The 22,545-nt window shown below is 30.3% G+C and carries 24 protein-coding genes, 1 other RNA gene and 1 pseudogene; 12 read left to right on the plus strand and 14 right to left on the minus strand.

Going from position 1 to position 22,545, the window contains the following annotated elements:
• Positions 1 to 5: 5 nt before the first annotated feature.
• Positions 6 to 980, plus strand: coding sequence for a CPBP family intramembrane glutamic endopeptidase (locus tag AW732_RS02280; protein ID WP_067957949.1), 975 nt, complete (start codon positions 6 to 8; stop codon positions 978 to 980).
• Here AW732_RS02280 and cofC read toward each other — a convergent pair.
• Together cofC and cofD are read right to left on the minus strand one after the other, a co-directional pair.
• Positions 977 to 1,609 (minus strand): 2-phospho-L-lactate guanylyltransferase, encoded by a 633-nt coding sequence (cofC, locus tag AW732_RS02285; RefSeq protein ID WP_067957952.1) that lies wholly within the window; start codon positions 1,607 to 1,609, stop codon positions 977 to 979. The genes AW732_RS02280 and cofC overlap by 4 nt on opposite strands.
• Position 1,610: 1 nt before the next feature.
• Positions 1,611 to 2,531: a 2-phospho-L-lactate transferase gene (gene cofD, locus AW732_RS02290; RefSeq protein WP_067957955.1), complete on the minus strand. Its 921-nt coding sequence runs from the start codon at positions 2,529 to 2,531 to the stop codon at positions 1,611 to 1,613.
• Positions 2,532 to 2,665: 134 nt separating this feature from the next.
• Here cofD and AW732_RS02295 point away from each other — a divergent pair, with 134 nt between their 5' ends.
• Positions 2,666 to 4,042 (plus strand): hypothetical protein, encoded by a 1,377-nt coding sequence (locus AW732_RS02295; RefSeq protein ID WP_067957958.1) that lies wholly within the window; start codon positions 2,666 to 2,668, stop codon positions 4,040 to 4,042.
• 38 nt (positions 4,043 to 4,080) lie between these two features.
• Here AW732_RS02295 and rnpB read toward each other — a convergent pair.
• The 6 genes from rnpB to AW732_RS02330 form a co-directional block, all read right to left on the minus strand.
• Positions 4,081 to 4,360, minus strand: an RNA gene (gene rnpB / locus AW732_RS02300) — RNase P RNA component.
• 32 nt (positions 4,361 to 4,392) lie between these two features.
• Entirely contained in the window at positions 4,393 to 5,022 is a 630-nt protein-coding gene (locus tag AW732_RS02305; protein WP_067957959.1) for a class I SAM-dependent methyltransferase, read from the minus strand.
• 334 nt (positions 5,023 to 5,356) lie between these two features.
• A complete protein-coding gene (locus tag AW732_RS02315) occupies positions 5,357 to 6,571 on the minus strand; it encodes an NAD(P)/FAD-dependent oxidoreductase (RefSeq protein ID WP_067957964.1) in 1,215 nt (404 codons plus the stop codon).
• Positions 6,572 to 6,621: 50 nt separating this feature from the next.
• The gene (locus AW732_RS02320) at positions 6,622 to 6,831 is read right to left on the minus strand and encodes a hypothetical protein (RefSeq protein WP_067957966.1); all 210 of its coding nucleotides are present in this window, start codon (positions 6,829 to 6,831) and stop codon (positions 6,622 to 6,624) included.
• Positions 6,832 to 7,058: 227 nt separating this feature from the next.
• On the minus strand, positions 7,059 to 7,937 hold the full coding sequence (locus AW732_RS02325; RefSeq protein ID WP_067958049.1) for an NAD(P)-dependent oxidoreductase: 879 nt from the start codon (positions 7,935 to 7,937) through the stop codon (positions 7,059 to 7,061).
• Between the two features lie 21 nt (positions 7,938 to 7,958).
• Positions 7,959 to 8,345 carry a hypothetical protein gene (locus AW732_RS02330; RefSeq protein ID WP_067957969.1) on the minus strand — a complete coding sequence of 129 codons (387 nt, stop codon included), beginning with the start codon at positions 8,343 to 8,345 and terminating at the stop codon, positions 7,959 to 7,961.
• Between the two features lie 81 nt (positions 8,346 to 8,426).
• Between AW732_RS02330 and AW732_RS02335 the strand changes: the two genes are divergently transcribed.
• The 5 genes from AW732_RS02335 to artG all read left to right on the plus strand — a co-directional run bounded on the left by AW732_RS02335 (position 8,427) and on the right by artG (position 11,417).
• On the plus strand, positions 8,427 to 8,795 hold the full coding sequence (locus AW732_RS02335) for a C2H2-type zinc finger protein (RefSeq protein WP_067957971.1): 369 nt from the start codon (positions 8,427 to 8,429) through the stop codon (positions 8,793 to 8,795).
• Between the two features lie 54 nt (positions 8,796 to 8,849).
• The gene (locus tag AW732_RS02340; protein WP_067957973.1) at positions 8,850 to 9,047 is read left to right on the plus strand and encodes a hypothetical protein; all 198 of its coding nucleotides are present in this window, start codon (positions 8,850 to 8,852) and stop codon (positions 9,045 to 9,047) included.
• Positions 9,048 to 9,080: 33 nt separating this feature from the next.
• Positions 9,081 to 9,761 (plus strand): DsbA family protein, encoded by a 681-nt coding sequence (locus tag AW732_RS02345; RefSeq protein ID WP_067957978.1) that lies wholly within the window; start codon positions 9,081 to 9,083, stop codon positions 9,759 to 9,761.
• On the plus strand, positions 9,762 to 10,241 hold the full coding sequence (locus tag AW732_RS02350; protein WP_067957980.1) for a hypothetical protein: 480 nt from the start codon (positions 9,762 to 9,764) through the stop codon (positions 10,239 to 10,241). It abuts the gene before it with no gap.
• 240 nt (positions 10,242 to 10,481) lie between these two features.
• Positions 10,482 to 11,417 (plus strand): thaumarchaeosortase, encoded by a 936-nt coding sequence (gene artG, locus AW732_RS02355; RefSeq protein WP_082697398.1) that lies wholly within the window; start codon positions 10,482 to 10,484, stop codon positions 11,415 to 11,417.
• On the opposite strand, the gene dinB is transcribed toward artG, so the two are convergent.
• The gene (gene dinB / locus AW732_RS02360) at positions 11,404 to 12,495 is read right to left on the minus strand and encodes a DNA polymerase IV (protein WP_067957983.1); all 1,092 of its coding nucleotides are present in this window, start codon (positions 12,493 to 12,495) and stop codon (positions 11,404 to 11,406) included. The genes artG and dinB overlap by 14 nt on opposite strands.
• A 77-nt stretch (positions 12,496 to 12,572) precedes the next feature.
• Positions 12,573 to 13,445 (minus strand): methyltransferase domain-containing protein, encoded by an 873-nt coding sequence (locus tag AW732_RS02365; RefSeq protein WP_067957986.1) that lies wholly within the window; start codon positions 13,443 to 13,445, stop codon positions 12,573 to 12,575.
• A gap of 126 nt (positions 13,446 to 13,571) precedes the next feature.
• On the opposite strand from AW732_RS02365, the gene AW732_RS02370 reads away from it, so the two are divergent.
• From AW732_RS02370 to AW732_RS08975, 3 genes are all read left to right on the plus strand, one after another.
• Positions 13,572 to 13,820: a hypothetical protein gene (locus AW732_RS02370; RefSeq protein ID WP_067958056.1), complete on the plus strand. Its 249-nt coding sequence runs from the start codon at positions 13,572 to 13,574 to the stop codon at positions 13,818 to 13,820.
• Positions 13,821 to 13,860: 40 nt separating this feature from the next.
• Complete coding sequence (locus AW732_RS02375; RefSeq protein ID WP_253805538.1) at positions 13,861 to 14,313, plus strand: DNA-binding protein; 453 nt, start codon at positions 13,861 to 13,863, stop codon at positions 14,311 to 14,313.
• 85 nt (positions 14,314 to 14,398) lie between these two features.
• Positions 14,399 to 14,530, plus strand: a complete 132-nt coding sequence (locus AW732_RS08975; RefSeq protein WP_256381635.1) for a hypothetical protein — start codon at positions 14,399 to 14,401, stop codon at positions 14,528 to 14,530.
• On the opposite strand, the gene AW732_RS02385 is transcribed toward AW732_RS08975, so the two are convergent.
• The gene (locus AW732_RS02385; RefSeq protein WP_067957994.1) at positions 14,527 to 15,147 is read right to left on the minus strand and encodes a LysE family transporter; all 621 of its coding nucleotides are present in this window, start codon (positions 15,145 to 15,147) and stop codon (positions 14,527 to 14,529) included. The genes AW732_RS08975 and AW732_RS02385 overlap by 4 nt on opposite strands.
• 32 nt (positions 15,148 to 15,179) lie before the next feature.
• Positions 15,180 to 15,896: a PAC2 family protein gene (locus AW732_RS02390; RefSeq protein ID WP_067957997.1), complete on the minus strand. Its 717-nt coding sequence runs from the start codon at positions 15,894 to 15,896 to the stop codon at positions 15,180 to 15,182.
• Positions 15,897 to 16,022: 126 nt separating this feature from the next.
• On the opposite strand from AW732_RS02390, the gene AW732_RS02395 reads away from it, so the two are divergent.
• Positions 16,023 to 17,117, plus strand: a complete 1,095-nt coding sequence (locus AW732_RS02395; RefSeq protein WP_067957999.1) for an inositol-3-phosphate synthase — start codon at positions 16,023 to 16,025, stop codon at positions 17,115 to 17,117.
• On the opposite strand, the gene AW732_RS02400 is transcribed toward AW732_RS02395, so the two are convergent.
• The gene (locus AW732_RS02400) at positions 17,118 to 17,855 is read right to left on the minus strand and encodes a carbon-nitrogen hydrolase family protein (protein ID WP_067958003.1); all 738 of its coding nucleotides are present in this window, start codon (positions 17,853 to 17,855) and stop codon (positions 17,118 to 17,120) included.
• A gap of 184 nt (positions 17,856 to 18,039) precedes the next feature.
• Between AW732_RS02400 and AW732_RS02405 the strand changes: the two are divergent.
• Positions 18,040 to 21,564: pseudogene (locus tag AW732_RS02405) on the plus strand (chromosome segregation SMC family protein).
• Here AW732_RS02405 and AW732_RS02410 read toward each other — a convergent pair.
• Positions 21,561 to 22,526 (minus strand): ABC transporter ATP-binding protein, encoded by a 966-nt coding sequence (locus AW732_RS02410; RefSeq protein WP_067958007.1) that lies wholly within the window; start codon positions 22,524 to 22,526, stop codon positions 21,561 to 21,563. The pseudogene AW732_RS02405 and the gene AW732_RS02410 sit on opposite strands and share 4 nt — an antisense overlap.
• Positions 22,527 to 22,545 lie beyond the last annotated feature (19 nt).

A 22,545-nucleotide genomic window follows, 5' to 3' on the forward strand; every position in this document is an offset into this window, starting at 1 on the left:
AAAAATTGCAAAATCCGAATAAGGTTCTTCAATTATTTGGAATTCCTTTCACTGCACTATTATCGATTCTCTTTGGACTGCTTGTAATTTCTTTTCCTATTGGAATTTACATTGTTTTTGAAACTGATATTGGTGAATCCATAAATTATGATTATCCTATAACTCATTTGGATATATTTCAAAATTCTTCTTTTTACCAATCTAATGTTGATTTGAGTATTGGTGATGTCTTTGTAGTTTTATGGTTGTTTTATCTTTTTATTTTTGTTATTTCTATTCTTGGACCCAAGCAGAATTTTTTAAAATCTATTTCTTCTTTAATTTCTCTTGGCAAATATGATGCAAAATTAAATTATATGTTTGCTATAACAAAATGGTTATCTGTTTTAGTTTTAGTTTCAGCAATAATTAATCTAGTTCAAGAATCTTTTGGAATTGTAACTGTTCCTCCTTTAGGCGATAATAATTTAATTCAATTTTTTTATGTCTCTCTTGCTCCTCTCTTTGAAGAATTTATTTTTCGAATTATTTTGATTGGTATTCCTTTATTTGCATTATATTCTAGTCGTGCTTCTATTCGCTATTTCTTGAAATGTCTGTGGACTCCTTCATCGTTAAACATCATTGATTCGAAAAAAGCAATTCTTGTAATTATTTTTGTGGGTATGTTATTTGGATTTGCTCATATTGCATTTGGTGATTCCTGGACAGAGGGTAAATTTGCTCAAGCCACTGCTGGTGGAATTATTTTGGGGTGGGTATATCTTCGATATGGGTTTGTTGTTTCTCTTTTAATTCATTGGGCTACAAATTATTTCATTTTTGCATATGCTCATTTTATTTCTCAGATAAATTATGTTCCTTTAGAACTTGCTTTTTCTAATCCATTGATGTTTACTTTGGAACTGTTGTTTTTATTTTCTGGAATTTTAGCAATTTGTATTTTAATTTTAAATAAATACTATTCAAAAAATTATTAATTTAGAATCTTCTTGACTTTTTCTACAAAATTTGGTTTTTCCTTTTGTTCTAATAACACACTCAGGTCTTCTTGATCATCTACATCTAACATAATTCTTTTTACGAAAACCATTGCGACATTTAGTGTGTGTTCTTTTGCTGTCTTCATATGATTTCTATAACTGTCATTATCGTAATGTGTTTTCATGATATTGATTGGCATCCTTACTAGTGCATTAGTTCCATCAAATTTTCTTGATGGTACAATAATTACAAAATTTGGGTGCATTTGATATTTTAACATAAAATCAATATCTTGAGTTTTAATGAATGGTATATCTTGAGGAAAGACAATTGATGCGTTAAAATCATTTTCTAACAGATATTCTTCTGCGAGAGATACTGCTTCATTTACACTTTTTTCTTCATTATCAATTATTGTAACTGTGTTGAATTTTTTGCCTAATTCTATGGCCTTTTCTTCTTTTGTGATTAGTATTATTTTTTCAATTTTTGGTGATATGGATAGTGTTTGTAAAATTTCTTCTAACATCAATTTACATAATTCTTCAATTTTTTCTGATGGTAATTTTAAGCGTGTTTTTGCGTTTGAAAAAGTCTTTACTGGTATAATTGCTGCAATTTTCAAATTAAACGTGCACTTGTTTTAAAATGAAATTTGCTAATGCTTCTTCTGCCAATTTGTTTTTCATAGTAATTTTTGTTTCATATGTCTTCATATCTAATCCTTGAATTTTTTTAACAAGTGCTTTATCTTTTGTATCTACTATGACATTTGAACAAACATCTGAATACATTTTTGCTAATCCATATGCATTTGATTCAATTCCTGCAGCTTGCATGTACTTTGCTGCTGGACCGCTAATTGATTTATCTCCAATCAGTGGACTAACTGCAACTACTTTTTTCTTAATTTTTGATAATTCTTTTCTAATCCCTTTTAGTTGTAACATTGGACCTATTGATGTTAGTGGATTTCCTGGAGCTAAAATTACCATATCTGCATCATGAATTGCATTTATTGCTTCAGGGTTTGGTCTAGCTTTGTCAGCTCCTATGTATTGAATTCCTTCTACAGGATCTAATCCTCTGTGTTTTACCCAATATTCTTGTAAGTGTAATTCTCCTTTGTTTGTTGTAATTCTTGTTTCAACAGTATTGTCTGTAACTGGAATAATATTTGCAGTAACTGCAAATTTTTCACACATCCATTTTGTAATGTCACTAAGATTTCTTCCGTTTTTCAACATATTGGTTCTAATCAAATGTGTTGCTGCATCTCTATCTCCAACACCAAACCATGTTTCTTCTCCAAATACTTCCATCTGGCGCAAAAAGTTGAATGTATCTTTTTTAATTCCCCATCCTTTTTCCTGATCCAAAAGATCTGCTAATCCGTAAATTATCGTATCAATATCTGGACATACATACAATCCATATAACCAATAATTATCTCCGACATTACTAATTACGTTGACCTTTTTTTCTTGTGCCACTAAACCTCTAACTAATTTAACGGAACCTGTTCCTCCTGCTAAAACTGTAATCATCTCATATACCTCTAAAACGATTTTCCTATTGTGTTACTACATATTACTTTTTAGAAAATTCTATGATCGATAAGTTAAAACTGATTCTAGAATTCTTGGATAAGTTTATTATGACTGTGCTGTAATTTTTAATCGTGACTAAAGCAGTAATTTTGACAGTTTTGTTGGCAGGACTTATTGTTTTTGGTACAAGTGCACCTGCATGGGGCGCACAATTGGATTCTCGAATTAATCCAAATAATGATGAATCTCCTTTTAAAATAGGTTATCTCAAAACTGTATTTGTTGAATATCCAAACGGTGGTGTCTTGTATGATACTTTAGCTGGGTCTGAATGGAAAACTTCTGGAGAAGCAGATGCAACAAATCCTGATGTTCAAAAGTTAATGATACAACTTAATGAAGGAATTCAACAAGATGGGAGTCAGGCAAGAATTTCTGACTTGAATGTACTATATGAATTTCAATTGAAAGGAAGAAATTTACAAACTTCTATTGATTACCGTGTAATCTTAGAGGGAACTATTTCTAATTATGTTATTACTGAAGATTCTCAAAAGAAATTAGTTGATTTAGGATGGAGAGGATTATCCACAAAATCTCCAGTTGAAATTGATGGTGTTGAAATCAATATTCCTCTTGATATTTTGCAAACCGAAGAGCCCATTCTTTACAATACATTTGTGAATACAGAAGCTGAAAGTGTTTTGAATAGAGAATTAATTAACGCTGATTTTATTTTAGAACAACCATTAACTAATTGGCATTTCTTATTTGATCCAACTGGAATTAATGCAGATGCAAGTACTTTTGGTTTGGATGACGAAATTGCAGGCTTTGTTGTTTCAAGTTGGACGATGGGTGAAAGTAGTATTAGGGAAGGTAGACAAGTTGAAAGGGTCTTTGAAGCAGAAGTAATGGCTGATCAACATTATACCGTAAGAAGTGTACAATCTACTGATACTGCAAACTTGTTTCTAATTGGATTTGGTGCTTTAGATGTTTTAGATGGAATTGAAATCGCTGGTGTTACTCCAACTCCTCCAGAGGATTATATGACAACTTCCACTGGTGATTTCCCTGTATTGATTATCTATGGAATGGCTGGTATGGCAGCTATAGCCGGAATAGGCTTTTTCATTGTTAGTAGTCGTTCAATGAAAAAGCAAGCAGTTGGACAACAAGGAATTGATCCAAGTAATCTTGTTGGATATCAAACCAGTGCATCATCAGGTGGTTATCAAACCAATAGAGGTGAAGCACAATTGAAATCTGATGCAGATTATAATCAAACTAGAAGTGTATATGAAGAATCTGCAGAAGTATCTCCTCAAGAAACTGTTCCTGAACAAACTACTCCATCCACTACTGAAGAAGCAGCATGTGGATGTGCTGCATCTGCAGAAATTGGAACTGAATGTGATTGTGCAATGCATGGTTCATGTTTGTGTGATGCAACATGTAATTGCGGTGCAGATATTTGTAAAGAACATGTCCGTGAAATGAGTTAAAGTTTTTTTTAAAATCTAAGTTTCTAAAATAAAATAATGTGTGCTGGGAGTAACCCTCCTTCTGTTTTCACGATATTTCGCTTTGCAGCCTACCTGAACCTGGTACAGGAACCTGTGGTTCTGTTTGGCTTTGCTCCATGTGGGTCGTCTTTTTCATTCCTTTTATGGAAATCTCAGGTTTTCACCATCACTGTGCGCCATATTGGATTTTTTTCTGCATCGTTGCCAACCATCTCTGATTATCTATCTCCAGATCACATTTCCTGTATGGAGGGAGGAGTTTCCTCTGCCGTAGCAGCGTTTCGTGCTCCAGCTCACATCATGGTAATTTTTTTAATATGATTTGAATATTACTTAATGGATTTTGTGCCTATGATGAATAATGTTCCCATTTCTCTTTTCCATTTTTCATTTCCTTTCAAATCTTTGATTTGTTTTGTTTGAACTGAAAATCCTGCATTTTTAAAAAATTCTTTCCATTCTTTTTTTGAATGTAAATGCATTTGGATTTTCATCATATTTGCCCACTTTGTTGTATCTTTATTTTCTGTATAGAAATCTGTTCCACAGAAAAACTGTCCTCCTGGTTTTAATAATTTGTAAATTTTTTTAATTGCTTTTTCCATTGAATCTGAATAATAAATTGATTCCATTGCAAAAACGAAATCAAATTTTCCAGTATATTTCCATGATTCTACATCTGTATGAATAAAACTCTCTTTGTTATTTCTAATTTTTTTATTTGCTAGAGTAATCATTTTTTTACTTTTATCTATTCCTACAGCTTTTTTACATGTGGGAATTTCTGTTATCTGTCTGATTACCCATCCATTTCCACATCCTACGTCCAAAAAACTAAATGGTTGATCAAATGAAATTTTATTCAAAAATTTTAAAACATTTTTTCCATGTCCTTTTTCCATGGATTCTGCTTTTCCATTTATTGCCCATTCATCAAATTTTTTACTAATTCTATCCATGTTCAATTTAATTTTTTAATTCAATTATAACTTTCTTCGTACTGATGATTTATTCGAATAAATTCTACGTCCTCTTTATAACTAATTTTTAATGAATAATTTTGAAAAGAAATTGCCTGATGGATCATGTAGAAATTGTGGAGGAAAATTAATTGAAGCAAAAAAATGCTCTCATTGCTTCAAAAATGTAGTGATGATCTGTAAATGTTGTTCTACAATGACTATTGAGCAATTTCATTCGTTATGTATGTCCGAGCCAACTGACCATACTGTATCTGTGCCTAAAATCATGCCTAGCATCTATTACCCCTTAGTTGCTACGGCATGATTTTTTCTATTGTTTTGATTTCACTAAATTGAATAATTGTCTGACTGCCAATTTGGGATGACTCATAGCTAATTTCACCATGTTTGATAATCCAAAATCTGCCTTAATGAAATCCAAAAATTCTTCAGTTTTTAATTCTTTAATTATGTCTAATTCTTTATCCCATTCTTCATCTGATAATTTAATCCATCTATCTTGAACTTTACCTGCTGAATTTATTTTTGATTCAATGGCATTTCTCCAATTCTCTTCATATGGATACAATGCATTTTCATCTGTTTTTTTATTTTTGATTGCTTTAGATGCAACTTCTCCTGCAACTCTGCCAAATTTTATTGCATATCTAATTCCTTCTAAAACCAATGGGTTGGCTTGACCTGCAGTGTCTCCTACTAAAATCAAATTATTGTAAACTGTCTTTCGAGATAATCCGTCATTTGGAATTAACCCGTAATGAAATTCTATTGGTGTAATTTTTCCTAGTTTTTTTATTGGTCCTAATTTCTTTTCTATTATTTCTTTTAGTCTCTGAGTTGGGTCTATGTCTGATTCTGGTTTTCCTACCCCTACACCAATTCTAACAATATTGTTTCCAAGTGGAAAAATCCACGCATATCCTGCAGGTGTGTATTCTTGACCTACCATTAACCACCATGTATCTGGGTCTACATTTTCAACTTCAGCTTCGTATTCTGCTCCTGCTCCAAACCTTTCCCATTGTGTTACGTATCCCATTGTTTTAGAAATTGTTGATGTAAATCCTGTTGCATCGATTACAACTTTAGAGTTGAATGTAATTCTTCCTTCTGGACCCGTTCCTTTAACTCCTATGATGTTTTGCTCTTTGTCTTTGATCACTTCATTTATGTTGGTCTTAACAAAAATATCTGTCCCTAATTTTCTTGCTTCTTCAGATAACCATCGATATGTTTTTCTTACATCTAATACTGCTGCTGTAGGGATTGAATCGCTGATTGTGACTTCGTTATTTGGTGATGCAAATGAGAAGTTTTTGATTGGATGATAACAATTTTCAGGAATGTTAAATTCTTTAATGCTTTTAATCCATGTAACTCCGCTTGTTCTTACTGTTTCTGCAATTGAATTTTCTTTTTCAATTAATGCAACTTTAATTCCATTCTTTGCTGCAGTAAATGCTGCTGATGAACCTGCAGGCCCTCCTCCTACGACAACTAAATCATAATCATATTCTTCAGTCAATTAAATTCCATAATAATTATCTAGGATATAATTTTGAGGATGTTGAATTGTTATTTTTTTAAAACTGGTTCGCCTGTTGAATCGTTTTCTCTTTCTATGTCAAATGTTTCCATGTGTGCTGGATCTCTATGTGTAAAGCTATGGATCTCCCCTTTAATTTTCCTGCAAAATTTTGAATGAATTGTTTTTTCTACTTCTAAAGTGGTTTCATTTTCATGAAATAGACGTTTTCCACAATCTTCGCATTTAAATTCAGGCATAAACTATCTCAATCTCAAATCTATTTAGATGTTTCAGCATAATTCCATGAGTAATTTTTGAACTTTCTTTGACTGATCCTAAACTTTAGATGTTTCAAGTTTTTCCACTAACTTATGTCTGAATTTGATCTGATTTCTTTTGTCATGTGGGGTGGTTTAACTGGAATTGCAATGTTGGTTTTTGGTTTCTCTTACAGGAAATATATTAAAAAAAATAATTTACCTGCTTAATTCTGGGAATTGTTGATTTTTTTAATATATTCTATTATTCCTGTATAATCGTAATCCCCTAACCCTTCTTTAATTGCATTTTTGTATATTTCTTCAGCTTTTGTGATCATTGGTAACTCTACACCTAATTTTTTAGATGTATTTATCATGGTTGTGATATCTTTTTTCAAATTTGATAATGTGAAAGTTGCATCATAATTTCCTTCAATCATTTTAAATGCTTTATTTTCACTCATGCCTGTTTTGAAATACGTTGAATTTAGAACTTCTAAAAAGATTTTTGGGTCTACTTTTGATTTTTCAACTAATGTTATTCCTTCTGATAAGGAAAGTGCCAACATTGTGATTTGTAAATTCATAGCTAATTTGATTGAATTTGCTGTTCCCTGTTCTCCTAGAAAAAATACTTTATTGGCAATTTTTTCAAAAATTGATTTACATTGTTCGAAACTATTTTTTGGTCCTGATGCCATCATTACTAATTTACCTGTAATTGCAACGTTTGGACCTCCCATCACTGGAATTTCTAATTTCTGAATTTGTTTTTGTTTAAAATTATTTGCAATTTCTTTTGATTCAGTTGGCTCAATTGTGCTCATATCTGCCACAATCAATTTTTTATTTCCTGATTCTATGATTCCATCTTTTCCAAATGAAACTTCTTTTACTGCAATTGCATCTTTTACAATGATAATTATTACTTCAGAATTATCTGCTACTAATTTTGGTGAATCCATTACTATTGCGCCTTTTTTTTCAACTTTTGATACTTTTTCTTTAGTTCTATTGTATACTGATACTTTAAACCCTAAATTCAATAGATTCAATGCAACTGCTTCTCCCAACATTCCTACTCCGATGATTCCTATTTTCATTTCATCATTCCCCAATTTTTTTCAATGTCGTTCTTCATCTTGAATTTCCCACTCTGCATTTCCAAATCGTGATACTGCAAATTCTAATTGGCCTATTGTTTTATCTCCTTTTTTCACTTTAGCAAAATCAAACTTTTTCATTTTAAACACTTTTTCTTTTGGCTTATACCCTCCTTCAATTATTTTAATCTTGAATTTTTTACTAGCTTTAATGATTAATTTTCTTGCAATTTGTACATCCCCAATCCATGAAAACATTTCAAATTCTCCAAAATTTTTTGTTGCTACTGTGTATCCGTATAACCTAGCTTCTAATTTGCCTTTTTGTGTTTTTGATTGTTCATTTAACCATTGAATAATTTCCTCCCCGTGGCCTTTTTGAACTCCAAATGTTTCTGAATTTCCCATACTTTCATTTCTAATTATTATCTATTAATATTATTTTCAAATTACTGTTAAACTAAAATATTCATTATTCTTTGGAATTTCATGCTTACTGTTGATTGTGCTGATGTAACTTCAATTCAAAATGAATTAGTTGTTTATGTTGCAGATAAAGTTGAAGCAATTCCTACTTTGAAAAATCATCAATTTACATTATCTACTCTAGATGATGAAATTATTGATGTTGAAGTGGTAATTTCAGCTATAAAGGAATATTTTGATTTTATTGAGGAAAGTTCAAATTTTGCTGTAATTTCTAATAATGATTTAATCTATATCAAATCTGTAGATGGAAAAGTACTGCAACGTGAATCTAAATCTCAACAAAATCAACTTTTTTCATGTACTCATTGTGGATTTGTAACTCAATATCAAGTTGAATTAACTGTTCATATGAGAATGCATTATCTCTAATTCTTTGTTGATTTTCAACATGATCTTTATAAGCAATTATTTTAGTTATTCAATGTGAAAAAATTTTCAAATCCTAATAATGCAAAAGTTTATTGTGAAAAATGTGATTTGGTATTAAATTCACGCGAAAAATTCCTAAAACATCTTGAAACTCACTCATCAACAATTCCTTGTGATGTTTGTCCAATTGATACTGTTATAGAGAAATTTGTAAATTTATTTCGTAGAAAATCTTCCCAAAATCTCAAATAGGTTTTTTTAACTCATTTTGATAAACCTTATTTGATGAAGAAAAAAGGTCCTATTTTAGGAATAATTATCATTTCTATAATTGCTGGAATTGCAGCATTAGCATCTTCATCTGAAAATGAATCAAACTTGGGTGAACAATATGATGTTGATATGAGTAGAATTCATGGTAGCATTTCCACAGCTTTGGGCTCTCCAATTTTAGGCAATCCTGATGCTCCTATTACAATAGTTGAATTTGGTGATTATCAGTGTCATCAATGTTATAATTGGTTTCATAACACTAAGCCAATGATAGTGAGAGATTATATTGAAACTGGAAAAGCAAATTTAGTTTTTGTTGATTTTGCATTTTTAGGTAAGGATTCTCCAAAAGCAGCTCAGGCAACTTATTGTGCTGATGATCAAAATAAGTATTGGGAATATCATGGAATTCTCTATAATTCACAAGAGTCTAAAATTGATAGTGGATGGGCAAACACTGAAAGATTGAAGGCTTTTGCTTTTAGTTTAAATCTTGATATGGAATTATTTAATGAATGTCTTGATTCTGATAAATATTCCAAACGTGTACAATACAATTCACAACAGGCTCGAGATAATGGTGTTAGAGGAACTCCTGGATTTTTTATAATTGGTCCAGATTTTGACCAAAAACAAATTGGCGGTGCTCAACCATTCTCTGTATTCAAAAAAGTTTTGGATTCTATGGTCTAAATGATCAATATTTTAAAATTAATTTTTTCTAATTTCAAATTCATTGCATTATCTTTGATAATTTTTTCATCCTTGATGATTACTTTGTTATTTGTTTCTGAATTTATTTTCTTTGAACCATTCTTTGTATCTCACTTACCGTCTGGAAATGAACTTGGATTCTTCTTAATTCTAATTCTTTCAATATTGTCTGCATTAGTAATTCCTATGAATCTTTTTAGAATTACTCATCTAAAAAATTCTAAACAAAAAATGGGAGGAAGTATTTTGGGTTCTATTGTGGGTTCTGTTGCAGGTGCATGTAGTTGTGGACCAATTGGATTTGCAGTTATCTCTACATTTGGATCAATTGGAGCTACTGCCACTGCCTTCCTTACAAACTATGAAATCCCAATTAGAATAATTGCCATTGGAATTCTTGTAATCACCTATTTTACAACGATTAAATCCCTCAAAACCGAATGTCAGGTAAATTTTTAGTTTTGATGGACTGAAAATTACCAATTAGACAAATTTTTACAACCCTTGATTGTATCATCTAGTCTGATTATTCTTTATTGTGACAATCATTTATGTTCCAATTCGACCAAGCAGACGAGACTCTGAACTTGATGAACTAGAAGATTCTGAAGACTGATTTTCTATTCCTCTTTTATCTTATCGTAACTTTGATTCTTCACTACGTTCAGATTTTTATTTGCCATTTTTAGTTTGGTTTGTATGCAAAATTGGAATCTATTTGTTGGGATATTTCTAATATCAAGTCCAATTTTATTTGCAATGATCGCATTTCCTGATTCCATTGCATGGAGTTGGAATGAAGGTAGGGGTGGTTACTTTTTTGCATTAGTTTTTGTTATTGCTGAATTAATTGGTTTGAAAATAATTATTTCTAAAAAAAGATTATTTGCTTTAATCCCAATCGCACTAATTACTATTTCATATTTGATCTCATTAGAATATGGTTTGCGAGAATTTTTAATTGAATCTGCTACACAGTTTGATGTTCAATTAATTTACTCTTGGACTTGGATGTGGGACTTTATTGTTATGGCAATTTTCATTGTACTTGGTTTGACTATCTTCTTTGGTAAACGTTGGATTAGAATTGCACCTGCTGCACCAATTTTTCTTAGTGGGACTGCAATAATTCTTTCTTTAGATGCATTCTTTCCTTATGATACACTTGGTCCATTACAATATGTTGTTCCTTATTTCGTTCAAGCTAATGTTTGGGTAATTACAGCACTTGATCTTGGAACCGCAATAGCTCGTGATAACATAATGTTCTTACGTGGTGATCATGGTTCAATGGCATTACAAGTTTTTTGGCCTTCTGCAGGTGTTCACAGTATAATCATTTTTTCACTTGTAATTGGTGCATTTATGTTAAAAATGAATATTTTGAAAAGTCGAAAAATTGTATATTTCATTATAGGAATAATAGGAACTATAATTGTTAATTTAATTCGAATTTTCTCTTTATCTTGGTATGCTCTGAAGGTAACTACTGATCCTGTTGCCTGGGAGGAATATCACAAAATTGCCGGTGAAATAATGTTCTTACCGTGGTTATTTGTTTTTATTTTAGTTGTAATAGTAATTGAATCTAGACGACTAAAAAAATCTGAATCTGAAAATATTAAAAAAAATTAGTTATGTCACTTTGACCTTTTATTTCGCTTAAATCTGATACTCTAACACCTATTCTTCTAATCGTCATTGATTGATCTTCTAATGCATCTGTCAATAGTTGTTTTACATTTTTTTCTAATTCTTCAAGATTATTAGTTGAATTACGTAACATTTTTGATTTTGATTTGTTACTTAGATCTGTTTGTACAAAATGTATGCCTATTGATTTAAACATTTTATTATTACTTTTAATTAAATGATGAACCTGTTTACACAATTCGTATAAATTTTCTAATAAAAATTCAAATTCTTTAGAATCTTTTTTCAGTGTAATGATTTTACTATATTGAATATTCTCTTCTTTTTCTTTAACTGGTTCATTATTTGCTCCTCTTACTGCATTGTAAATATATGCTCCATTTTTTCTTCCAAATTCTTTATTCAAAGTAAAGATGTCGATTTTTTTTATTTCTTCAATTGTTTCTAAATTCATTTCTTTAAACCTCTGTTCTGTTTTTTTACCTATTCCTGGAATAACTCGAATGTTTAGTTGTTCTAGAAATTGTTCCATTTTATTAGGTTCGACTATTGTCAATCCATCAGGTTTTTGAAAATCTGACGCTATTTTTGAAATTAATTTATTTGATGAAATCCCTATTGAGCAACTTAGTTTTAGTTCTGTTCTAATTGAATTTTTAATTTGTTGAGCTAGGTGACTAGCTTTATCAAAATTTTCCTCTACTCTTTCTGTTACGTCTAAATATGCTTCATCTCTTCCAACGTATTCAAAAATATCTGCATTGTTTTTCATTATTTGCATTGCTTTTTCAGTTATTTTTTCATAATATTGAAAATCTACTGGTAAAAATACTGCATCTTTTCTGTGTTCTAATTTTTTTTTTGCAAATGTGATTGGAATGCCTGATTTTACTCCAAACTTTCTAGCTGTATAGTTTGCAGTGGCAATTGCACCACTATCCCCTCCTCTATCCGAGAAAACACAAACACATACTGGTTTTGATTTTAAATTTGGTTTTCTCACTTCTTCACATTGAGCATAAAAATAATCAAAATCGATGTGGAAAACTACTCTTCCCAATGTACTATTTTGTTTTTTTGATTATTATTGTATTTTGTATCTGTTCCATTTTTTTGATTTTTCTTTATTAACTTAGATTACTTTTTTCCAATAATTATGTCTACTTTATACTCTAGACTTGCTCTATCATAAAGTTGCAGTTTCCATGATGTAAATGACGGTTTTTTTGTATTGCTGGTTATTTTAAACTCTAGTTCTGTTAATTTTTTTCTCAAAATTTTTTCATCAATTGGTTGTTTAACTGAATTTATCCCTCGGTCATAATCATATGGATCTGAAATCATTACATATCCATTTGATATTTGCTTGGAAATAATTTTTAATAAAATATTTGGTTCCATTAATTCTAGAATGTTTAACCCAATAATCAAATCAAATTTTTTATCTCTAAACGGATTTGATGCAAAATCAGAAACTATGTAATCTGTATTGTTTTTTTGATTTGTTTTTGCATGTTGAATTGCACTAAATGATTTATCTATTCCAAAAACATTCTTACTTTGATTTGATACATAATTACTGATGATTCCAATTGAACAACCGTATTCTAGAACTAATTCTTTTTTTGGAATTTTTCTTAGTTCTGATTTAATAATTTTATAAAATTTAATATTTTTATTATTTTGATAGATTTTTGTCCATCTTTCTTCAATTCCTGATTTGTCATTATTATTCCAAATGATTTCTTTAAACATTGACTTCAGAAAATTTTTCATTTCCTTACTTGAGGTTAATCTGTATAATTTACCACTTAAAATTTTATGTTCAGAAAAATATTTTTTTAAATCAGTTAGCATAATGGGAATTTTATCAATTATTGGAAAAACTAATTCACAATTATTGCATTTTAAAATCCCTTCAACAATTTCTTTTTTATTTTCATAAATCTCCAAATCTACTATTTTGTTACATTTTGGACATTTGATAAACTTGAGAGTTGACTCGTTCATTTGATATTTTCTATTTTTCTTGAAATTAATAATTTTTGATTTTATATTCTTCTTGTTTAATAATTTGTCAATACTCTATAATGGAAAATTGTTAAAATCTAAATATTGATGTGAACTATATTGATTATGGTATACCCTGTATCTGTTGATGAGAATGGTGTAAATTTTAATCCTGATAATATGGAAAAAGAGAAATTATATCATTGTATTTTTAAAAACAAGGCTATGCTGATATTCAAAGATTCTCAGGAAATGATGAATTGTTATGAAATTGAGGAACCTGTTTTGGTTGAGCAAATTAAGAACTGTAATTCTGACGATGAACTTGAAAAATTATTTGAAGATTATCTTCAAGGCAAGCACCTGAATAATTAAATAAAAGATAAAGTCATTTTTTAATTATAGGAATTCCAAATTGAGTTTTAACAAAAAATCTAATGATGCAGAAGATATTTTATCTGAATTTGATACTAGAACTAACCCAGAGCCAACACCAGAACCAGAGCCAACACCAGAACCAGAGCCAACACCAGAACCAGAGCCAACACCAGAACTTTCAAACAGCGATGAAAATTCTGCAAACTCAAACTCTACTGAAGAACGAAATGTTATCTTTATTGGAACTAAACCCATAATGAGCTACGTTTCAGCAACCTTGACTCAACTTTCTACTAGACCGAGTATCACAATCAAAGCTCGCGGAAAAAGAATTACTCAGGCAGTTGATGTATCTCAAATGATTGTCAAAAGAATGGATACTGTTGGTTATGTAATTAGTGACGTTAGAATTTCTTCAGATTCACTTACTTCCCAAGATGGGAAACAACGTAACGTTTCTAATATGGAAATTGATATTACAAAAGAATAATTTAAGAATTCTTCTTTTAATTGTTTTAGTAATTGTTGTAGTGATATTTTTTTTAACATCTGAAAAATTGTGTGGTGTAAATCACATGTTTATTTTAAATGAGATAAAAATTTATGAAAAATCTTTTGATCCTGAATTTTGTGAAGAAATTTTAGAAAAAATTGATTCATATAATGACAGTTGTACTCCTATAATTGAAATTTTAGATTGTGGTTAATTGATTGCATCTATCAAAAATGTTATTCCGAAATAAATCAATATTACACTCAGCGCTAACATAATTATTTTATAATTTGTATTTGAAATAATTTTCTTACTTTTTGAAATTAAAAATGCAGTAGCTCCTAACCATACAAAATCCATCCAAACATGCAACACAAATACAATTAAAATTCCTACAAATGCCCATATTGCCATTGCATCTGAAATTAATTTTAATCCAATTGTTAGCCACCAAATAATAAAAAATGGATTTAATCCACTGAGTAAAATTCCTGTGATGATTGGTCCTTGTTTTGGTCTTGCTTGTATTTTTTTATTTTTCTCTAATGTTGTTTTAATTTGTAAAAACGCAAATACAAAAAGTGTAATTGCGCCTAAAATTGAAATAATTGATCTAAATTCTGGAAAAATCTCCATTGACAAAATCCCAATTCCTAATAAAATTACTAATGGAAATTCTACCAGTGAATGTCCAATTGCAATTTTTATTCCTGCTTTAGCTCCATACTTTAATCCATATGTGATATTTGCAGCAAATAGTGGACCTGGTGACATTACTCCTGATACTGAAATAACTATTACAATAATTGCAAATTCTATAATGTCACTCATAATTTTTTCATAACTTTGTCATTGCTATGGAATTATCTATACATTGAATCTTTAAGATGGGTTGATTCTTCTTGTGTTTCCTTAATTGTTGCTTCAGCTTTTTCAGCTTCTTTTTGCAATGATGGGATGTCGCATGAAGCTCCTGGAATCAATTTTGACATTGACATACACAAATCTGCACTAGATTTGAAATCTGGACCATCTCCTAATGTATTGAAAATTATTACAACAACATCTTGATTTGTTATACTTCCTTCATTAAGTAACATTCCTGGTATTCCTGGAATTGTTCCATGATCTAAAATTTTTATTCCTGCTTCTTCGATTTTTTTCCTAGCTGACTCTGTACTTCCAACCCCCATCATCTCGGAATTTTCTTTATCTGATTTTATTGCTACACTGCTAACAATCAATTTGATTTTGTGTGTTTTTGCCCATTGTAACATTGAATCTGATACTTGCCTGTGTAATGATTGATCTAAATTAAGATATGATGAAAATACTCCTACTTTCAAATCTTCGTTAATGAAAATTCTTGAAGGATAGTTTGGTTTACCATTTTTGATTACACTGATTGGTGGAAATATCTCTGAGTCAATTATCCCGCCTAATTCAAATTGTGATGTATGAATCATTGATTCAGTTGCAATAGCACTGCTAAATCCTACTGAAGGAAATCCGTCAATTAAATAACCGCCTTCTAAATTGATTTTTTTAAATTCCTTAATCTCGATCTCATTATCTGTCATAATTAATGACTAATTTTTATTAAATAATAGGCTTTTCTGAATATCATTTAAGAAAAAATGTTTATCTTGTTCTGAACTCTAATTGGTTAAGCAAACTTTAAACCGCCTAATTTTATTAGAATTGTTATGACTGGTAGAATTAAAGTTGCTCTAGTTGGAATTGGCAACTGTTTTTCTGGATTAATTCAAGGAATTGAATATTATCGACAAAATCCATCTCAAGAAGTAATTGGAATTATTCACGATAAATTAGCAGGATATGGTATTCATGATATTGACTTTGTATGTGGATTTGATGTTGGCGAAAATAAAGTAGGACAACCTCTCAATGAAGCAATCTATGCTTATCCAAATATGGTAGATTGGATTCCAAAAGACACTATGCCTAAAACTGATGCAAAAGTCTATCAAAGTCCTTTATTAGATGGTGTTGGAATTTGGGTTCAAAATCGTGTTAAACCTATTGAAACAAAATTAACTGATGCTGAACTAGCCGAAAATGCAAAAAAAATTCTTAAGGAAACCGGTGCAGAAATACTTGTATCTTATTTGCCTGTAGGTTCTGACAAAGTAACTGAATTTTGGGCTCAAGTTTGTCTTGATTCTAACACTGCTTTTGTTAATTGTATTCCTTCATTCATTGCATCTGATGAGGCTTGGGCAAAAAAATTCCAAGAAAAAAATATTCCCTGCATCGGCGATGATATCAAAGGTCAAGTTGGTGCAACTATAGTTCATAGAACTTTAGCTAAACTTTGTAATGATAGAGGAACCAAAATTGAAAAAACATATCAAATCAATGTAGGTGGTAATACTGATTTCTTAAACATGAAGGAACAAGATAGATTAGTTTCTAAAAAAATCTCAAAAACTGAAAGTGTTCAAAGCCAACTTGATGAACGTCTAGATGATGATCAAATTTATGTTGGCCCTTCTGATTTTATTCCATTTTTAGGAAATACTAAACTTATGTTTATGAGAATTGAAGGAAGACAGTGGGCAAATATCCCTTACAATATGGAAGTTCGTTTAGACGTTGATGATAAAGCAAATTCTGCTGGAATTGTTATTGATGCAGTAAGATTGGCAAAAATTGCATTAGATAGAGGTATTGGTGGTCCAATAAAATCCGCTAGTGCATATCTGATGAAACATCCAATTGAACAAACATCTGATGTTCAAGCAAGACAAGATTGTGAAAAATTTGTTGCAGATCAATAATCACTGAAAATTATTTCTATCTTCTAGTCTGTGTTTTCTGATTTCCTTGTAATTTGAAAAAATTATGTCTATTGATTCACTTGATTCTCCATATAATTCCGTTAATTTGGTTTTTACAATTTTTTCCTTTTTTTGAAGCTCAATAATGAGGCTATTTCCTCCAAATTTCATGTCTATAACATTTGGGGCAACAATTGGTATTCTGTTCTCTAAAGATCTTACTTGAACATACATTTTCCATGGTTCAATACCTTCTTTGACAATTCTGCTTGGTGAAAACAAGATTTGTGCCCCCTTTTTGGTTAAAGTGTCTGCCACGCCTGGAAAAACAGTATCATAGCATATCATCACCCCAAATTTGCATGATGTGTTGAAAATTTTGGCTTCATTTCCTGGATTTACAATCTCTTTTTCGTAGTCGTATGGGTGAATTTTCTCCTGTTTTCCAATAATTTCTCCATCTGGACTGATTATGGGTGAATTTATTGAAATTTGATTATTTTTTTCTTGATAAAATGCACCTGGAATAATTGTCATATTGTATTCTTGTGAAATTTTTTTAAATTCTGAAAATTCTTTATCATAATCATCGATCTTATTATTTGGAAGCCATTGTTCTGGCAAACAAACAATTTCTGTTTCATCTGTACCTAACTTTTTTAATAATTTTGAAACATTTTCAATTCCTTTTTTGTTATTTTCATAATTTGATGTTTGGATCAATCCAACTTTTGTCATGCATTACAATTGTTTACTTGCTAATTATAGTTAGGCTCATTTCTTTTGAAATTGTCTTTTTGAAAGTTATTTGATAATTACCTCCGTTACGAAAAATTTGATAATATAACAAGAAAAATTAATCAATAGAGTCAACAAAAATTGTTAAACATCGATTATCCTGTCTAATGAAAAATGATCTCTATTGGTACATGTAAAAAAAGTAGAGATCTTTGGATTCAAATCATTTGGATTTAGAAATACCACTGTTCAGTTTGAACCTGGGTTAGTTTCTATTTCTGGTCCTAATGGTTCAGGTAAAAGTAACATTTTGGATGCAATTATTTTTGCAATGGGTGAGAATAAACCCAAAGTAATGAGAGTTGATAAACTTCGATCATTAATTCATGATATTGAAGGAAGTCGTCGAGGTCCTAAAATGGCACGATCAAGTGTCCACTTTGATAATTCTGACAGAAAAATTCCAGTAGATAGTGATGTAGTTGAGATAACTAGAGAATTATCTGAAGATGGTGAGAATACTTATTATCTCAATAAAAAGAAAACCCAGAGAAGTCATGTTTTAGATTTACTTGATATGGCAAATGCTGGATTGGGACAACTCAATGCAGTACAACAAGGAACTGTAACAAGAATTTCTGAATTCACATCTGAAGAAAAAAGAAAAACTATTGAAGATTTAATTGGACTTTCTTATTTTGATGAAAAAAAATCAGAATCAATAAAACAACTTGATGAAGCTGATAGGCGACTTGAAATTGCACTTGCTAAAATGGGTGAAATTAAAAACCGTATTGATGAATTAGAAGAAGAAAGAAATCAAAAGTTACGTCATGATATACTGGAACGTGAATTAAATCGTTACAAAGCAATTGCTGCTGCCAATAAAATGAAGGTAATTTCTGCTAAAAAATCCAATAAAGAGACAACTTTGTCTGAATTAACACAGGAAATGGCCACATTTGATGGTGAACGAAATGTTTTGAAAGGTGAAATTGGAGTTTTGGATTCTGAAAAATCAACATTAATGAATGCTGCAAATGACTACACTCAAGCAAAATCTACACTTGATGCTGAAATTAGTTCTGCAATGGAACAATATGAGATTGACAATACTGCAATTTCTGCATCAAAGAAAAGACTTGAACAAATCAATATTCGCATTCCACAAATAAAAACTGAATTAGATGAAATTGACACTGCTAGACAAGACATAGATACACAAATCCAAAAAATAAAAGATTCTATTGAAATAACTAATGAAGAAAGAAATAAGATAAATGGTGATTTGGAATTAATTGATTCAGAACGTAACAAAATTCTTACTGAGCAATCTGAAGCAGCAGCAAAAAAATCTGAAATTGATAATAAAATAAAAATTCTTACTGAACAATCAAATGGTGTTAAACTAAAACTTTCTAAAATTTTACATGAAAAAGAAGAATCTGAATTAAAAATAAAATCTAATTCTGAAAAATTAACTCAATTGGAAAAAGATATTATAACACTGATCAATTTGGAATCCAAATTATCTTCATTAACAAATAATCATCGTGCAACTATCTCTGAATTAAAATCTAGAATTTCAAAATTAAAAACAAAAAAATCAAAAACAATTCATGATATGGATGAATTAGGATTTATTTTAGAAAAATCTGACAAGGCTGCTAATCAATATGAATCCAAAATTAAAACTGTGAAAGGTTTCATGCATGAAGATTATACTGTTGCAAAATTAAAAGAAGATGCTGACAAATTAGGAATTGATGGCTTGGTTTATGAAATGATTTCTTGGGATAAAAAATACGAGCGTTCTGTTCTTGCTGTAAGCTCTGATTGGATAAAGGCATTAGTGGTAAAAGATTTTGCAACTTTATTGGGTATCGCCGAAGTTGCAAGAACAAAAAAACTTCCAAAATTAAAAATTATTCCTCTTGATGCTATTCCAAAATTCAAACTTACTATGCCTAAAGAATCAGGTATTATTGGAGTCTTATCTGATTTTGTAAAATGCAATGATGCCTATTTTGCCCTCAAAACATTCCTATTTGGGAATATCCTTTTGGCAGAAACCCGTGAATCTGCATACAATTTATCTCAATTAGGATACAAATCTGTCACTCTTGATGGTGAATTCTTTGAGGCTAAAGGTGGAACTGTGGTCATTGATATAAATTCAAAAATTTCAAAACTAACAAAATTAATTTCAATGAGTAGTGACATTGATGGATTGATTCAATCGATAAGTTTGATTAAAAAATACATGCTAAAGAAAAAACACACCTTAAAAAAATTGGATGATTCTATCCAATCTTATTTTGATAGACTGTCTATGTCTGAAAATGCATTAACTTCGGCATCAGAAAACTATGAAAATCTTAAATCTAGAATTGTATCTGCCAAAAATACTAAAGAACAACTAACAAAACGAATTTCTGAACTAACTTCTAGAAATAATATGATTGAATCTGAAGTTTCAACAAATCAATCTCACCTTGATTCATTACTTGATCGTATTAGTATCGTTGAACAAAATTATGCTAGTGGAGAACAAACTAGAATTGCAAGTGAATTATAAAAAATAAATATAAAAAAATCTGATATTGAAAAATTATACACTTCAATTATGAATGAATATCGTGATAAATCATCTCAATTAACTACAATGCAAACACAAGATAATCGTGAAAAATCTCAAACAACTAGATTAAATGATGAAGAAAGTTCATTACGTTTAGAATCTAAACAAATTGAATCAAAAATTAACGATTTGGAAAAACAAAAAGATCCTAAAAGAGAAGTTTTAGAAAAACTAAGACAAAAAGAACAGGAATTAATCTCTACATCTGGTTCATCTATTGGGCAAGTCCAAGAAATTGATGATAAACTCAAAACTTTAACTGAAAAAGATAGAGAATTAACCAAAAAAATTAATGATTTTCAACGTAAATCTGACTCTTTGAATCGTGATTTAAAAGATTTAGTTGAAAATGAAGTAAAATTACAACAAATTCTTTCAGCCTTTGGGTTCCACAAAGATATGGAAACATTTGATGTTGAAACAATCGTCCAAGGCTTGACTGCTGAATTATCCTCACTTAACGCCCTAAATGCAAAAGCTCCTGAAGCCTACCTTGAAGTTTCATATGGATACAGGTCAATGTCTGTTAGAAAGAATTCCTTGGAAGAAGAAAGAATTGGAATTGTTAAATTTATTGAAAGTATTGAAAGAGATAAGCGACAAACTTTCTTGGATGCATTTGATAAAGTCGACAAAGAGATTAGATTAATTTTCAATAAAATGACTGGCGGTAACGCTTGGTTGGAGTTACAAAATGAAGATGACATCTTTAATTCTGGAATATCTTATTTGATTCAATTCCCAAACAAACCAAAAAGAGAATCAACATCAATTAGTGGTGGTGAAAAAACACTTGCAGCAATTGTATTTGTGTTGGCATTACAAAAACTCAAGCCTTCACCATTTTACTTGTTTGATGAAGTTGATGCTCACCTTGATGCACCTAACGCTGAAAGACTCTCTACAATTTTGGAGGAACGCTCTAAGGAAAGTCAGTTCATTATGGTGTCTCTGAAGGATTCTGTAATTCAAAAAGCCAAATTGATTTATGGTGTATTTCCTAAAAATGGAGTTTCAAATGTTGTTACCTATAAGGACAAACGTGTTCCTTCAGTAAAAACAATCTAATCTAGTTTAACATAACATGCAGAAAAATGTTTGTCACCAACTTTTTCTAAATCTGGTTCTACATCACATTGTTTAATTGCATATGGACATCTCGGTTTGAATCTACATCCTTTTGAAATGTCCTTTCCAGTTGGTTCTTTAATTCTAATCTCTCTTACTTTGTGAATATTGTTCGGATCTGGTTCTGAAATTGCATCAATTAACGCCTGAGTGTACGGGTGTTTTGGACTTTCTAGTACTTGATTAATTGGTCCTGTCTCGACAATTTTTCCCAAATACAAAATTGCAATTCTCTGACCAAAATATTTTGCAGTTGCTAGATCATGGGTGATGTAGATAAATGAAATATTGTATTTTGTTTGTAATTGTTTCATTAATTCTAGCATTTCTGCTCTAATTGACACATCTAGCATTGAAACTGGCTCATCAGCTATGATTATTTTTGGTTTTAATGCTAATGCTCTGGCTAGCACTACTCTTTGTCTTTGTCCTCCTGATAACATGTGTGGGTATTTTCCAATTATCTCTTTTGCTGGTTCTAACTTTACTTCTTGTAACACTTCAATTACTCTTTTCATCCTTTGCTCTTTGTTTTCTGTATTGTGGATTTCAAGTGGTTCTGATATGATGTCTCCTATTCTCATTCTTGGATTTATTGAGTCATATGGGTCTTGATGAATCATTTGACAATTCATTTTAATTTTTTGCAAATTCTTTTTTTGTTCATCTATCTCTTGACTCTCAAAAATGATTTTACCTGAATCTGCTTGAATTGATTTTAAAATTAGTTTGGCAATTGTTGTTTTTCCTGACCCTGACTCTCCTGCCAACACAAACACCTCTCCTTTTTTAATTGAAAATGTTACATCATCTACTGCTTTGACAACTAGTGATTTTGAACTAAATATTTTCTTTTTTGTGTAATATTTTTTTAAATTTCTAATTTCTAATATTTCTTCCAATACTATTTCTCTAATCCTT

The organism is Nitrosopumilus sp. Nsub, assembly GCF_001541925.1.
In the GTDB taxonomy this organism is placed as follows: Archaea; Thermoproteota; Nitrososphaeria; order Nitrososphaerales; family Nitrosopumilaceae; genus Nitrosopumilus.

Coding starts and splice junctions, on each gene's coding strand:
- AW732_RS02390 (WP_067957997.1), bottom strand. CDS start 15,896: ATGACAGATAATGAGATCGAGATTAAGGAATTTAAAAAAATCAATTTA.
- AW732_RS02330 (WP_067957969.1), bottom strand. CDS start 8,345: ATGGGAAATTCAGAAACATTTGGAGTTCAAAAAGGCCACGGGGAGGAA.
- AW732_RS02325 (WP_067958049.1), bottom strand. CDS start 7,937: ATGAAAATAGGAATCATCGGAGTAGGAATGTTGGGAGAAGCAGTTGCA.
- AW732_RS08975 (WP_256381635.1), top strand. CDS start 14,399: ATGTTTATTTTAAATGAGATAAAAATTTATGAAAAATCTTTTGATCCT.
- artG (WP_082697398.1), top strand. CDS start 10,482: ATGCAAAATTGGAATCTATTTGTTGGGATATTTCTAATATCAAGTCCA.
- AW732_RS02400 (WP_067958003.1), bottom strand. CDS start 17,855: ATGACAAAAGTTGGATTGATCCAAACATCAAATTATGAAAATAACAAA.
- AW732_RS02370 (WP_067958056.1), top strand. CDS start 13,572: ATGGTATACCCTGTATCTGTTGATGAGAATGGTGTAAATTTTAATCCT.
- AW732_RS02345 (WP_067957978.1), top strand. CDS start 9,081: ATGAAGAAAAAAGGTCCTATTTTAGGAATAATTATCATTTCTATAATT.
- AW732_RS02350 (WP_067957980.1), top strand. CDS start 9,762: ATGATCAATATTTTAAAATTAATTTTTTCTAATTTCAAATTCATTGCA.
- AW732_RS02395 (WP_067957999.1), top strand. CDS start 16,023: ATGACTGGTAGAATTAAAGTTGCTCTAGTTGGAATTGGCAACTGTTTT.
- AW732_RS02365 (WP_067957986.1), bottom strand. CDS start 13,445: ATGAACGAGTCAACTCTCAAGTTTATCAAATGTCCAAAATGTAACAAA.
- AW732_RS02335 (WP_067957971.1), top strand. CDS start 8,427: ATGCTTACTGTTGATTGTGCTGATGTAACTTCAATTCAAAATGAATTA.
- AW732_RS02385 (WP_067957994.1), bottom strand. CDS start 15,147: ATGAGTGACATTATAGAATTTGCAATTATTGTAATAGTTATTTCAGTA.
- cofD (WP_067957955.1), bottom strand. CDS start 2,531: ATGATTACAGTTTTAGCAGGAGGAACAGGTTCCGTTAAATTAGTTAGA.
- AW732_RS02305 (WP_067957959.1), bottom strand. CDS start 5,022: ATGGATAGAATTAGTAAAAAATTTGATGAATGGGCAATAAATGGAAAA.
- AW732_RS02320 (WP_067957966.1), bottom strand. CDS start 6,831: ATGCCTGAATTTAAATGCGAAGATTGTGGAAAACGTCTATTTCATGAA.